A 13589-nucleotide genomic window follows, 5' to 3' on the forward strand; every position below is an offset into this window, starting at 1 on the left:
CGATGAAGATAGCCCTGCTTATGAAACGAAAAATCAATCGATCCTGGCAGGTCGATATTCTGCTGTTCCTGTTGCTTGGCGGATTTGGCGCATTTATGGCGGTTCCGCTCATCTATGTCATCAATAATGCCTTTAAACCGTTGGATGAACTGTTCATTTTCCCGCCAACCTTGTTTGTACGGAACCCGACGTTTGAAAACTTCTCCGATCTGTTTCAGGTCATGAAAAATTCATGGGTTCCCTTTTCGAGATACATTTTCAACACCGTATTTATTACAGCAGCGGGTACGTTTGGCCATATAATCCTGGCTTCGGCAGCGGCATATCCGCTGGCGAAACACAAGTTTCGCGGTCATAAAGTTTTGTTCACCGTTATTGTGCTGTCGCTGATGTTCTCGCCACATGTAACAGCGATCCCGAACTATATGATTATGTCAACTCTCGGATGGCTCGACTCCTACCAAGCGATCATTATTCCGGCCTTTGCTTATCCGCTTGGCTTGTATCTGATGAAACAGTTTATGGAGCAGATTCCGGATGCGCTGCTGGAGGCGGCAAAAATGGATGGCGCAAGCGAGTATCGGATTTTCTTCCAGGTGGTTATGCCGCTCGTCAAACCGGCCTGGCTTACACTGCTCATTCTGATGATGCAGATGTTGTGGGGTACGGACGGTGGAAGCTTTATCTACAGTGAACAGCTTAAAACGATGCATTACGCCATGGGACAGATTGTGCAAGGCGGAATTGCCCGAGCAGGAGTAGGGGCTGCTGTAGCTGTCATCATGATGACGGTGCCGATTGTTACATTTGTATTGTCACAGAGCAATGTCATTCAAACGATGGCATCATCCGGCATGAAGGATTAAGGGAGAGGGTGTTAGAGATGAGAGTGAAATCATGGCTGATCGTTCTGGCAGCTTCCCTGCTGATTGCCGGACTCGGAACTAACCAGGCTCATGCGGCACCGTATGAGGGATATACCTATAACTACTGGGGGAATGCAGTAAAGTCACCGATTGCTTTTCTCCCTTCCAGAGTCATTACAGGTGAGGAGGCCGGAACTGGGACGTGGCAGTCCCCCCTGGATATATATGCTGCGAAGGATGGCCTGCTCTACGTGCTGGATTCAGGAAATGCGCGAATCGTTGTGTTAAACGATAAATGGGAGACGGTACGAGTCATTCAGCAGTTCGAGCATGGCGGCAAACAGGATAGCTTCCTGAATCCAGAAGGGCTTTTTGTTACGGAGGCGGGCCAAATCTACGTAGCGGATACCGAAAACAAACGAATTGTGGAGCTGAATCAGGACGGTACATTTGTGCGTGCCATCGGTGCACCGGAATCGGATGTGCTCAGCGAGACGTTTGAATATTTCCCGCGAAAAGTCATTGTGGACAAAGCCGGGCGAATCTATGTGGTTGGCCGGGGTGTCTACGAAGGCTTGATTGAGTTTGATAGTGACGGGCGTTTTACCGGATTCATGGGTACAAACCGTGTGCAGTTTGATCCGGTCGATCTATTCTGGAAAACGGTATCCACCAAGGAGCAACGGGAGAAAATGATTCGTTTTATTCCGCTGGAATTCAACAACGCCGATGTGGATGATGGCGGTTTTATCTACACAACAACAGCGGATAAAAATACAACGTCTGCGGTCAAAAGGCTGAATCCATCCGGAATCGATGTGCTCCGGGTTAACGGAGAATTTGCGCCGGTTGGGGACTTGAGCATGAATCGTTCCTCTTTCATTGATATCAAAGTGTCGAGCAATGGGGTCTACCGTGCACTGGACTCCACGCGTGGGCGTGTGTTCACGTATAACGAAGACGGCAATTTGCTGTATGTCATTGGTCAACTGGGCAATCAGGTAGGCACGTTCAAAAATCCGGTGGCGGTTGAAAGCTACGGTGATGCCATCTATGTGCTGGATCGTGACCTGGGCCGGATCACCGAGTTCAAGGCTACCACCTTCGGAAGCCTGGTGAACGAAGCGAACCGTCTATACAGTTCGGGGAAACATACAGAAGCCGCTAAGCTCTGGGAAGAAGTATTACGTCTGGATGCCAATTATGAAATGGCCTATGTCGGGATCGGCAAGTCGATGCTGCGGGAAGGGAAATACAAGGAAGCGATGACGTATCTGAAGCTCGGTAATGATCGGGAGTATTACTCCAAGGCACTCGCGAAGTATCGCAGGGAATATATGCGAGAATATTTCGGCATGTATATGACAATAGCCATCGGATTGCTGATCGGAGTAATCGCATGGCGCCGCATCACTAGAGCAAAAAATGAGAGGAGGATCGGAGATGTCGCTAATTAAGGAACTCAGGTATTCTCTGCATGTCGCGGTACGCCCTTTTGACGGATACTGGGATTTGAAATATGAAAATAAAGGCAGGCTGCGTGTGGCACTCCTGGTACTGTTTGCAGTCACCGTAACGATGATTGTAAAACGTCAGTACGCGGGGTATGTCGTGAATGACAATTATCCGCTTTCGCTGAACAGTATCAATGAGTTTAAGTATATCGTGCTTCCTTTTTTGCTCTGGTGTATTGCCAATTGGTCGCTGACCACGCTGATGGATGGGGAGGGCAAGTTCAAAGATATTCTGATTGCGACCGGATATGCGATGCTTCCGCTTATTCTGGTCAACATTCCGAATATTTTGCTGAGTAATGTCATTACGCTGCGTGAATCCTCCTTTTATTATTTGCTGGATTCGTTCGGTATGCTCTGGTTTGTGTGGCTGCTGTTTATCGGAACGAAGACGGTACATCAATACTCTGTGTTCAAAACCATTAGTACGATGCTGCTCACACTCGTCGTGATGGGCGTCGTTATATTTCTGGGCCTGCTTTTCTTTAGCTTGATCCAGCAGATCATCAGTTTTGGCTACACCCTCTATCAAGAGATCACGCTGCGCGAATAGAAGAGGAAGGAGGTGCCGGAGATGAAAAGAAGACGTACCGCTATCGTAGCGGTCATGCTCATAAGCAGTCTTTTAATCACACAAAGTGTGAATTACGCGGAGGGCGAAAGACCAGCGACTTCGGAGCAACAAACAACTTCAGAGCAGCAACAAACGGCAGATTCTCAACGTGCTGGAACTGATACACCTGAAAGTACAGATCAGGCAAAGAGCAGCGCATCAGACGTGGCAGCTACGCCAAATGCTCCAGATGCAAAGGCTGCGAACAAGTCCAACCCTAGCGAGATGACGGTCCCTGAGGGCATGGAAATGGTTGCTGAGAACGAGCAGATGATTCTGTATTTGCACCCGGAGACGACTGAAATTGCGGTCAAGGATAAGCAGAACGGGGCAATATGGTTTTCCAATCCGCAGGATCGCGAGCAGGACGCCATTGCGACGGGGTACAACAAGTCTCAGTTGAATGTGCAGTTTGAGCTGACGTATTACGATAATACGGGTAATGCGCTGAAATACGATAATTTTACGCATAGTGTACAGAGTGGTCAGTTTGAGATTGAAAAAGTAGAGCATGGACTCAACATCGTATATACGCTTGGCGAAGTCAAAAGTGATCTCGAAGCGATCCCAAAATATATTAGCGAGGAGCGCTTTAACACATTGATTCTCGCTAAGCTGGAGGAGAAGGACCAGAAGGAGATTGAGAAGCGCTTTCGTCATGATGAGCAGAACAAACGTTTTGAGAGACGGGACTCCTCTCTGAAGGGCGTTGGTTTGTCAAAGGTCACCCGGATTTTTGACTCCATCGGCTACGATGAGGCTCAGATCGCGATCGACAAAGCCGCTTACGGGCAGGAAGAGAGCGGGAGTGCCAATGTAGTTGTTCCCGTTCACTATCGGCTCGAAGATGCACACTTGAGGGTATCCATACCTGAGAATGGCATTGAATATCCGGAAGCGATGAAAATTCAATCCTTGTCCTTGCTGCCTTTTTTCGGAGCCAGCGGGCCTAAGGAAGAAGGCTACAGCCTGGTGCCTGACGGGTCGGGTTCCTTGATTTATTTTAATAACAAAAAGACGTATGCATCACCTTACAGTACAGCGCTGTATGGAAGCGATCATGCCATCAACCAGCTCACACAGATTCAGAAGGAGCAAAAGGCGAGAATGCCCGTATTTGGTATGAGTTACGGAGACAAAGGATATCTCGCTGTCATTGATAAAGGGGATGCTGTTGCATCCGTGGAGGCGGATATTAGCGGCAGATTGAATCAGTACAACACCGTGTATCCAAGCTTTGCGCTGAGCAGTATGGAGGAAGTTACCCTTACGAATGGCTGGCGTTCCAGCACAGTCAAACGGTTTCAGGCGCAGCCTTTTCACAACGAAATAGCTGTCGTTTATGATTTCCTGGATTCCGAAGATGCGAGTTATTCGGGAATGGCTTCCAAGTATCGGGATTATCTCATCGGGCAAAAGAAACTCACACGTCTGGCGGATGATACCACACTGCCTTTCTACGTGGAACTGATCGGTGGCATTCCCAAGAAAAAGTTTTTTCTCGGGATCCCGTACAGTGCCTACGAGCCGCTGACCACATTTGAAGAGGCACAGGAGATTGTAAAAGAGATGCAAGATCTAGGTGTGCAGGATATTCAGCTGCAATACACCGGATGGTTCAACGGAGGGGTGCATCACGATCTGCCCAAATCCATCCAGGTTGACAAGAAACTTGGAGGTGCAAAGGGTTTGCAAAGCCTTCAGGCGTACATGCAAGAAAATGGCTTTGGTTTATACCCGGATGTATCGTTTCTGGAGGTGTTCCCGGAGGCTGACGCTTTCAAGAAATCGTACGCATCACGTCAAATTACGGGCAAACTTGCGCAAGTTTTTCCGTATCGCATGTCCACGTTTATGCGGGATGAAGAGTCTCCTCCGGGCTATGTTATTACTCCCGAGGCCGTACCGGGCATTGTAAACGGATTTATGCAGGACTATGCACCGCTCGGGCTCAATGCCATTTCTCTTCGCGATTTGGGCGATCAGCTTAATTCCGATTACAACCGGGCCAACGTGATCAACCGTGAGCAAGCCAAGCAGGTTGTTGTGCAGCAGCTTGAGCAGGTGAAGGGTTCCTCAGATGTATCCCTTCTCCTGGAAGGAGGCAATGTGTACGCAAGTCCCTATGCCAGACATATTGTGGATACACCGATGAGCAGCAGTGGCTTTAATATCACGGACGAGACGGTTCCCTTTTTCCAGCTGGTCTATCACGGCTACATTCAATACACAGGCCAAGCATGGAATATGGCAGAGGATCAGGATTCTCTCAAGCAGATGCTGCGAGCGATTGAAACCGGCTCAGCGCCGTATTATACGTGGTTCCACGCTGATCCGTCCGCGATCAAGCTGACGGGCTTCGACGAGTTATATTCGGCCGATTATCGACGCTGGATTCAGGAGTCGGCTAAGCGGTATGCCGAGCTGAACGAGGTGCTGCATGACGTGCAGAATCAATCCATTGTTAAACATGAAAAGCTGAGCGATGGTGTCTATCAGACCACTTTTGAAAAAGGAAAAAAGGTCATTGTGAATTACAACGATGCTGCTGTGAAGGTGAACGGTGTAAGTGTGGCAGCGAAGAGTTACCAGGTAGGAGGTGACACACCGGAATGAAAATCAAAAAATTATCATTGGAGCAAAAAAACAGATATTACGGTTTGTACTTCATCCTGCCCTGGTTCCTCGGTTTCCTGTTTCTGTTCATGGTGCCGCTGATCTCATCGTTCCGTTACAGTCTGAGCAATCTGCAGGTGTCTAATGAAGGTTTCAGTCTGGAGTATATTGGTCTGGGCAATTTCCGTGAGGCATTATTCTCACATGAATCCTATGTACGCATGTTGACGGAATCGGTGCTGGATATCGTGGTAAATACACCGTTAATCATCATTTTCAGCCTGTTCTTTGCCGTTATTCTGAATCAGAAGTTCCATGGCAGGGTGCTGGCAAGAGCAATCTTTTTTCTGCCCGTGATTCTGGCTTCGGGCATTATTGCAAGCATCGAAAACGGCGATCTGATGCAGTCTGTCGTACGTAATGCAAACGATATGACTGGCGGTGGTCTATCCGTCATGAAAAATCTGGATCTCACCATTATGCTGCTGGAGTCCGGTATGAGTCCGATTCTTGTTGAATATTTGACAGGTGCAGTAAGCCGGATATACGAAATCGTCAGCCAGTCTGGTGTCCAGATTCTGATCTTCCTTGCTGGCTTGCAGTCGATCTCACCTTCATTGTATGAAGCCGCCAAGATCGAAGGATCAACGGGATATGAAGCCTTCTGGAAAATTACATTTCCCATGCTAAGCCCTCTGATTCTCACGAATCTGGTCTATACCATTGTGGACAGCTTTATCCGTGATCAGACGAGCCGACTTGTGGTGGATACGGCCTTCAAGAGCTTTAATTTTGGACTCAGTGCGGCGATGTCCTGGATCTATTTTGCCGTCATTGCACTGATTCTGTGGGTAACCACCGCAATTGTATCCCGCAAGGTCTTTTATCAGAATTAGCAATGCTGGAAAAAAGGAAAAGGAGGTCTGACATGAAGACAGAAACCGCAACAGGGCAGCCGTCTGTGAAAAAGGAATGGCTACAGCGCTTGGGATCCGCGGCGTACTGGTTTGAAGCGATCAAAAAGTGGGCATGGATTCTGGTCCGGTTTGTTCTGATCTTTGGCATATCATTTGTCATTCTCTATCCCATTTTATTGAAGATATCCATATCATTCAAAAGCATGTCCGATTTGTACGACCCAATGGTGATCTGGATTCCGCGAACCTTTACGCTAGAGAACTTCAAGCTAGTCTTTACAGCTATGAATTACCCTAGCGTGCTGATGAATACCTTGTGGTTATCGTCAGCGGTGATGCTGCTGCAGACAATAACCTGTGTCCTGGCCGGCTACGGGTTTGCACGAATCAGATTTAAAGGCAGCGGGTTGTTGTTTGCTGCGGTGATTTTTACCATTCTGGTACCGACACAGACGATTATGATCCCGCTGTATCTGAATTTCAAAAACTTTGATGTGATGGGGCTGATTGAGCTGTTTCGAGGCAGTCCTGCCAATCTGATCAATACGTACTGGCCGTTCCTGATCTCGGCTGCCCTGGGTATGGGTGTCAAGACCGGACTGTATGTGTACATTTTCCGCCAATTTTTCAGAGGCATTCCACGGGAAATCGAAGAGGCAGCTTATGTGGATGGAGCAGGATACTTTAGAACGTTTGGCCGAATTATCCTGCCAAATGCGATCCCATCCATGGTTACCGTCATGCTGTTTTCGTTTGTATGGCAGTGGAACGATTCATTTTTCACAAATATGTATCTGAACGAACCTAAGGTGATGTCGTCGATGATGTCATCGTCCGGGTTCACCATTGCAACTTATTTGACGGGTGGCGGTCAGGCTGCTGCCTCATATACGCAAGATCCGTTTTTCATGTCGATGATGATGAACACGAGTGTGCTGATGGCGATTCTACCGCTAATTATTATTTATCTGTTCGTTCAGCGTCATTTCGTAGAGAGTGTGGAACGTTCTGGTCTTGTAGGATAACGGGGAAGTGGGGGCTGCCCGGCTAAACGGGCAGTCTACTATTGGTATTGTTGGCAATACAGTTGGCTGTACAGGTCAGGAAGAGGGGAAGAAGAATGCAGATCAATACAAGAGAAACACAAACGAAACTGGATAAGAGGGTAACGATTGACGGGGAGATACGTTATCAGGGTATAGACAACTTCGGGGCTTCGGATGCGTGGTCGATGGAGCCGCTCGGGAAGTATTGGAGTGAAGAGAACAAAGCCCGGGTAGCCGATCTTTTATTTTCCAGAGAACAAGGAATCGGATTATCTGCATGGCGTTTCAACATTGGTGCAGGCTCGGCGGAAACAGATCAAGATCGGATTCCCGACCCGTGGAGACGAGCGGAAGCTTTCAAAACGTCGGAGGACGGTGAATATGATTGGAGCAAGCAATCAGGTCAACAGTGGTTTCTTGAGGCCGCTCGTGATCGGGGAGTGGAGACACTTATCGCTTTTGTGAACAGTCCTCCGGTATGGATGACCAAGAATGGTCATGCTCAGCCTGATCCTGGAGTTGGTTCGACCAACCTGAGAACAGGGTATGAAGGCAAATTTGCAGCCTATCTTATGGATGTATTAACGCATTTCGAGCAGAAAGGATTTCTTTTTAATTATATCAGTCCGATCAACGAGCCGACCTGGGACTGGAATCAGGCTTGGCAGGAGGGCAATCGCTACAATAACGATGATCTAAAAAAAGTCATTCTCGAATTATATCGTCAGCTACAGCAGAGCGATCTGCACACGCGAATCAGCGCACCGGACGGTGTGGAGATCACTTCACTGCTGGATGATGAATATTATCGCCAGTTTGCGGGCAGCGGAACCTATTCCAGCGGTGCTAATCAGCTCGGCACGGGCAAGTACCGGGAATACATAAAAGACCTGATTGGCGATCCTCAGATGAAGGAAGCGGTGGGCAATAAAATCGCTTCGCATTCCTATTGGTCTGATTACAGTAATCCCGGAGATGATCGTCTGGTGAGACTCAGGCAGCTGCTTCATCACAACCTGAACCATTATGATCCAGACAGCAAATATTGGGTTACTGAATACTGCATACTCGGAGACTACGGACCTGGACGTGATTTAGGCATTGAATCCGCTCTGCATGTAGCGAGAACAATTCATTTTGATCTAGTTGAGGCTCATGCTGCGGCCTGGCAATGGTGGACGGCTGTCTCCAAGGTGGATTATAAGGATGGGCTGATCTATACGGATTATAGTGAAGCTGGCGATGAGCAAAATATTCTGACCTCGAAAATGCTGTGGGTACTCGGCAACTACAGCAGATTTATTCGGCCTGGAGCGAAGCGAATTGAACTCACCGGGCTTGGAGAGGAAGCCGACAGCGGACTACTCGGTTCTGCCTATATTCATGAGGAAGAGCAAACGGTAACGGCTGTTTTTGTAAACCATGGTCAATATGACAAGTGCATTCAAGTGAGTCTTCAGGAACTCGGCTTAAATGGTCCAATTACCACAATGAAGTCTTATGTGACCAGTGCTGAACTGGATTTAGCCTGTCAGGAGACGGTTATAGCCGGAGAAGAGATGCAGTCATTTATCCTTACCATTCCAGGAGAATCAGTTGTGACCTTTATGGGAGGTGTGGAGTAAACAGCGAAAAAATAAATAGTGAGGTTTCACTCAATATCGCCCATGATATAATGAGGTTTGATACATGCAGAAATGTGTTATTAAGCTAAATTCTGTCATGGGCTTTTTTTACAGCCTGCAAATGCACGATAAGAGGAGAAAAAAATGAATATTCGCACGGTCGCGTTGGCCATTTTTACATGTAATGAGGATCAGATCCTTGTGCAAGCATTTCAATCCCCAGGAAGTTCAACCACGTTCTATCGTCCTGTGGGTGGTACAGTTGAATTCGGAGAAAACAGTCAGTACACATTAATGCGAGAAATAAGAGAAGAGTTGCATCAAGAGATTGAACCTCCACAGCTGATTGCTGTAATCGAGAATATTTTTCAGGTAGAAGAGACGGGGCATGAAATTGATTTTATCTATGAAGCAAAATTCAAGAACACTGACATGTACAGTAAGATAGAGCTTCAAGGCATAGAAGGAAAGGAATCCTACCGAGCCGTGTGGAAGTCCATTGGCGATTTTAATGAAGGAAAAGAGGACATCAAGCTGGTACCAGATGGATTATTGGCTCTATTAACCGGGAAAAACAAAGACGCTCAGTCCATAATTCATATCAGGACAAGGTAGCATTCAATATGTATTGTAACCAAATCTCTTCATCTGAAAAAAGAGGGGAATAGTTTAGTCAATGTATATCGGGAGAATGACAATAGAAATCGGAGGATACGACATGGAAAATAAGGAAACATTTAATCTTGTAGTTCAAGAATATGATCGATATAGACCCGTCTATCCAAGTGAAATGTTTGAAGATATTTTTACATATTTACAGATCAACAAAGAAGATCCCGTTCTGGAGATTGGGTGCGGAACAGGACAGGCGACCAGTGGATTGGTGAGCAAGGAATATACCAATATCACGTGTATTGAATTAGGCAGTAATCTGGCTCAGTTCACCGTAGACAAATTCAAGTCCTATCCCTCGATTCAAGTGATCAACACTCCTTTTGAGGACTGGGATGACGAAGGAGAGCGCTATTCCTTAATCGTGTCGGGAACCGCCTTTCATTTTATCAGACCGGAAATCGGTTACCGTCGGGCTTGGGAGCTGTTAGAGGATCGAGGTGGCATCGGCCTTTTTTGGACGATTCATGTTCCGAACTTTGAACCGCTACATACTGAAATTCGTTCCCATTACATCGCATTAGCCCCTCATCTGGATGATTCTCACTATCCTTCCCCAGATGAAGTTATCCAGGAGCGTAAAGAAATAACAGAACAATCCGGCTTGTTCACGGATATTGAGGTGAAGGAGTATAACTGGATCCAGACTTGTTCCAGCGAAGAATATGTCGCGTTGTTAAATACAAATTCCAAGCATCAACAGCTGGCTGAGGATGTGCGGCGTTCACTTCTGGAACGCATCAAACACTCCATTGATGCTGCAGGTGGAACGATAGAAAAACAACATAAGGTTGCTCTTTATCTAGGGAAGAAAAAGGTCTAAGGATATTTGTGTCTAAGGATATATCTTTATCATTCCATTGCAAACAGGAGGAATAAAATATGAGTGACTTGCGTTCAACATATAATATTCAAACGGCGGTGTTAAGTTTTCAAGAGGAGTTGGAGCGGTTAAGGGTTCAGGCGGTCATGGGGTGGAGCAAAGAGTTCCGCAATCTGGAATGGTATGGTTTGAAAAACGGGATGCGTGTATTGGAGGTCGGAAGCGGACCAGGGTACATTACAGAGTAGCTATTGAACAGTCTGCCTGACAGCGAGCTTACCTCGCTTGAGATTGATCGTTCACTGCAAGCACAAGCCAAAGAACGGCTGAAAGACATCCCTTCCATGCGGTTAAAATTTGTGGAATCGTCTATATACGGAATGGATCTGCCGGATGACTCTTTTGATTTTGTCGTGGCAAGATTGATCTTTCTTCATTTGAACAATCCTAACGAAGCCGCACAAGAGATATATCGTGTACTGAAGCCTGGCGGCCGCCTTGCCATTATTGATGTAGATGATGGTGTTTTTGGTGCAGTGAATCCTGATGTCCCTGCATTGCATACGGTATTAATGAAAATTTCGGACTATGTGGCACAACACGGCGGTAATCGTTTAATTGGCAGAAGCCTGCCACGTCTCCTTTCTGAGAGCGGATACATCGATGTTGACATTGACTCCGTGCTTCAACATAGTGATCTGTTAGGCATAGAAGGGTTTAAGCAGCAGTTTAATCTCAATCGGTTTGTCCATTTTGCTGAAAAAGGTGTGATCAGTTCGGAGGAGTTTGCCCAACTGCAACAAGCCTCTGATGCGATAAATCATTCGCCGGAAGCCTATGCCATGATGAATTTCATTACAGCTTGCGGCACGAAGCCTCTGTAAGAGCTGTGTACGTTCGAAATAAGGTTTACCTGCTCGGTGCATTAGTACTGTCTATGACAGAATAAGCTTCCTAAGAGACGGAGGATGGGAATGAATATCGCTCAAGCTTTCCAGGAGTTTGTAGTTCAAGATGATCATCAAGGCATGATTGATTTGCTGAAAAAATATGAACAATCCAGAAGATTGTCTGTCCATGAACGAGGCTGGGTCTACTGGAATATTTCTGATGGTTATGCCTTGTTAAGAAAGTCGGAACTGCTTTTTGCGAATCACCGGGAATTCTTCGAATGGGGGAAAGAAAACCTCGCCCCTGAGCAATTACACTGGATCGTTTCGGATTCGACACAAGCGTTATCATTGTCCTTGGGAAACTATTTTGATCATTGGATCGATTGGTACCATTATGCTTGTGATCATGCACCCAAGCTGGATACCAACCGAGGTGTTCGATTCGAGAGCCATCGGGCTTTGGGTGGTTCGCTTTGGGTTTTGGAGAGGTACAGTGAAATGGACAGTGTGCTTGAAAATATGAACGAGCTCATAAAAGAAGATGAGACATGGTCCAATACTCTTTTTGCCCGAATTACATACAACAAACAGCGTCTGACTAGGCTTTATCATGCTGGGGATGTTGTCGGAGTTCAAGCTCTTGTGAACGAAACGATGGATTCGATTGATGACATCAATGTTGGAGCACTGCCCATTTCAAGAAAAGACGAAGTGGTCGGTAGTTGGGAGGATATTAATGTCTCCAGAAATTCACAGAGAGATATCAACATTGCGTTGAACAATCTGGCCTGTATTTTAACGGATATTGAAAGGTATGAGGAAAGTATGAAATTGTTCATGCAGATACAGGAACGTGATCATCGCATGAATGCATATGGTTCTTCCAAATGGATATATTCGATCTGGAAAACAAGAGGGACTGAGGCAGTTAAAGATGCATTATCAGCTAATGCATCTTATGAACTAGCTGACCTCATCAAACATACTCCTGAACTATCAGAGATCAAAGGTTTAGCATGAGGTGATTGAAGTGGTAAGAGGTTTGCATAACAATGTGAAAGGAGTGATGTGATATGAGAAACAATACGAATCTGAGTAGAAGAAACGGAGTTGCCAGAGGTGTGTTTGTCTAGCACAGAGGAATCAAGGAAGCGTTTCGAGGGATTCCTCTGTGTAATTTTCACAAGGAGGAATTTCAAACTATGATTCATTTAAAACGTGTCTCGGTAGATAATTGGTATCCATGTACCCAACTGAATGTAACTGAAGAACAGAAAAAAAGTTTCCCCGCGCCGGTTGTATATTGGATTGCTGAATCCAAGGTAGTTGAAGACTTTCAACCCATGGCCATCTATTTTGATTCGGAATTAGTTGGATTTGCGGTGTACTCAGATCGGCCGGATCATGAGGATAACTATTGGCTTCTTGCTCTAATGATAGATACCAAGTATCAGGGCAGAGGTTATGGAAGAGAAGCCCTTAGGAAGTTGATTGATCTAATGAAAGAATCGCTGAAATGCAAACGCATCATGATTGGACACAGGCCGGAAAATGATATTGCCGGAAAGCTGTATGACTCTTTTGGTTTCCACCGAGTAAGTGAAGGTCTGATTGGTGGCGAAGTTGTTCGTCTTCTAAGATGCAGGTAGTGCCAAAATACATGCGATTCGGATTGTAGAGGAGGTAGCTTGTCTTTGAAGCATTTACAGAGTATTTTCTCATTACTCTTTATCATGTTAGGCATTGTGATTATTACAATCTCGAAAATGATTGAAGAGGTAATTCCGAAGCTAGGGTATGCAGCATTCCAGTCAGCAGCAGCGGGTAGTTATACTCCGAGTGATTATCAAGTGAATTTTGAACTGAATTATTGGATAGGTGCGATATGCATTTTGGGTGGAGTTATCTGTATAGTAGCTAGAATGAATTGGGTTCAGAACTCCATACGTGAAATGAATGCAAGAAACAAAGAGTTTGATGAAACTCATCATTAGGATGACACGA

Annotated in this window: 14 protein-coding genes; all 14 read left to right on the forward strand. The window is 46.2% G+C overall.

Annotated features, from left to right (window positions below; genetic code table 11):
• Positions 1–2 precede the first annotated feature (2 nt).
• On the forward strand, positions 3–866 hold the full coding sequence (locus tag MKZ12_RS12170; protein WP_339241806.1) for a carbohydrate ABC transporter permease: 864 nt from the start codon (positions 3–5) through the stop codon (positions 864–866).
• 17 nt (positions 867–883) lie between these two features.
• A complete protein-coding gene (locus MKZ12_RS12175) occupies positions 884–2323 on the forward strand; it encodes a gluconolactonase (protein WP_339260587.1) in 1440 nt (479 codons plus the stop codon).
• Entirely contained in the window at positions 2310–2933 is a 624-nt protein-coding gene (locus MKZ12_RS12180; protein ID WP_339241810.1) for a Yip1 family protein, read from the forward strand. Before MKZ12_RS12175 ends, MKZ12_RS12180 begins: the two co-directional genes overlap by 14 nt.
• Before the next feature lie 21 nt (positions 2934–2954).
• Positions 2955–5609: a DUF5696 domain-containing protein gene (locus MKZ12_RS12185; RefSeq protein ID WP_339260588.1), complete on the forward strand. Its 2655-nt coding sequence runs from the start codon at positions 2955–2957 to the stop codon at positions 5607–5609.
• Positions 5606–6505 carry a sugar ABC transporter permease gene (locus tag MKZ12_RS12190; protein ID WP_339241813.1) on the forward strand — a complete coding sequence of 300 codons (900 nt, stop codon included), beginning with the start codon at positions 5606–5608 and terminating at the stop codon, positions 6503–6505. The genes MKZ12_RS12185 and MKZ12_RS12190 overlap by 4 nt, the downstream gene beginning before the upstream one ends.
• Before the next feature lie 32 nt (positions 6506–6537).
• Complete coding sequence (locus tag MKZ12_RS12195) at positions 6538–7551, forward strand: carbohydrate ABC transporter permease (RefSeq protein WP_339241815.1); 1014 nt, start codon at positions 6538–6540, stop codon at positions 7549–7551.
• Between the two features lie 95 nt (positions 7552–7646).
• Positions 7647–9197, forward strand: coding sequence for a glycoside hydrolase (locus tag MKZ12_RS12200; RefSeq protein ID WP_339260590.1), 1551 nt, complete (start codon positions 7647–7649; stop codon positions 9195–9197).
• A gap of 144 nt (positions 9198–9341) precedes the next feature.
• Positions 9342–9812, forward strand: a complete 471-nt coding sequence (locus MKZ12_RS12205; protein WP_339260591.1) for an NUDIX domain-containing protein — start codon at positions 9342–9344, stop codon at positions 9810–9812.
• A gap of 103 nt (positions 9813–9915) precedes the next feature.
• A complete protein-coding gene (locus tag MKZ12_RS12210; protein ID WP_339260592.1) occupies positions 9916–10692 on the forward strand; it encodes a class I SAM-dependent methyltransferase in 777 nt (258 codons plus the stop codon).
• 59 nt (positions 10693–10751) lie between these two features.
• Positions 10752–10940, forward strand: a complete 189-nt coding sequence (locus MKZ12_RS12215; RefSeq protein ID WP_339260593.1) for a hypothetical protein — start codon at positions 10752–10754, stop codon at positions 10938–10940.
• Positions 10941–10943: 3 nt separating this feature from the next.
• Entirely contained in the window at positions 10944–11576 is a 633-nt protein-coding gene (locus tag MKZ12_RS12220) for a methyltransferase domain-containing protein (RefSeq protein WP_339260594.1), read from the forward strand.
• A 90-nt stretch (positions 11577–11666) separates the two neighbouring features.
• Positions 11667–12605, forward strand: coding sequence for a hypothetical protein (locus MKZ12_RS12225; protein WP_339260595.1), 939 nt, complete (start codon positions 11667–11669; stop codon positions 12603–12605).
• Positions 12606–12787: 182 nt separating this feature from the next.
• Positions 12788–13234 (forward strand): GNAT family N-acetyltransferase, encoded by a 447-nt coding sequence (locus MKZ12_RS12230; protein ID WP_339260596.1) that lies wholly within the window; start codon positions 12788–12790, stop codon positions 13232–13234.
• 45 nt (positions 13235–13279) lie between these two features.
• Positions 13280–13579 (forward strand): hypothetical protein, encoded by a 300-nt coding sequence (locus MKZ12_RS12235; RefSeq protein ID WP_339260597.1) that lies wholly within the window; start codon positions 13280–13282, stop codon positions 13577–13579.
• Positions 13580–13589 lie beyond the last annotated feature (10 nt).

It is taken from the genome of Paenibacillus sp. FSL R5-0713 (assembly GCF_037973325.1).
GTDB lineage: Bacteria > Bacillota > Bacilli > Paenibacillales > Paenibacillaceae > Paenibacillus.

Bases quoted from the DNA above. Each gene is read 5' to 3' on its own strand.
- MKZ12_RS12170 (WP_339241806.1), top strand. From the start codon at position 3: ATGAAGATAGCCCTGCTTATGAAACGAAAAATCAATCGATCCTGGCAG.
- MKZ12_RS12175 (WP_339260587.1), top strand. From the start codon at position 884: ATGAGAGTGAAATCATGGCTGATCGTTCTGGCAGCTTCCCTGCTGATT.
- MKZ12_RS12180 (WP_339241810.1), top strand. From the start codon at position 2,310: ATGTCGCTAATTAAGGAACTCAGGTATTCTCTGCATGTCGCGGTACGC.
- MKZ12_RS12185 (WP_339260588.1), top strand. From the start codon at position 2,955: ATGAAAAGAAGACGTACCGCTATCGTAGCGGTCATGCTCATAAGCAGT.
- MKZ12_RS12190 (WP_339241813.1), top strand. From the start codon at position 5,606: ATGAAAATCAAAAAATTATCATTGGAGCAAAAAAACAGATATTACGGT.
- MKZ12_RS12195 (WP_339241815.1), top strand. From the start codon at position 6,538: ATGAAGACAGAAACCGCAACAGGGCAGCCGTCTGTGAAAAAGGAATGG.
- MKZ12_RS12200 (WP_339260590.1), top strand. From the start codon at position 7,647: ATGCAGATCAATACAAGAGAAACACAAACGAAACTGGATAAGAGGGTA.
- MKZ12_RS12205 (WP_339260591.1), top strand. From the start codon at position 9,342: ATGAATATTCGCACGGTCGCGTTGGCCATTTTTACATGTAATGAGGAT.
- MKZ12_RS12210 (WP_339260592.1), top strand. From the start codon at position 9,916: ATGGAAAATAAGGAAACATTTAATCTTGTAGTTCAAGAATATGATCGA.
- MKZ12_RS12215 (WP_339260593.1), top strand. From the start codon at position 10,752: ATGAGTGACTTGCGTTCAACATATAATATTCAAACGGCGGTGTTAAGT.
- MKZ12_RS12225 (WP_339260595.1), top strand. From the start codon at position 11,667: ATGAATATCGCTCAAGCTTTCCAGGAGTTTGTAGTTCAAGATGATCAT.
- MKZ12_RS12230 (WP_339260596.1), top strand. From the start codon at position 12,788: ATGATTCATTTAAAACGTGTCTCGGTAGATAATTGGTATCCATGTACC.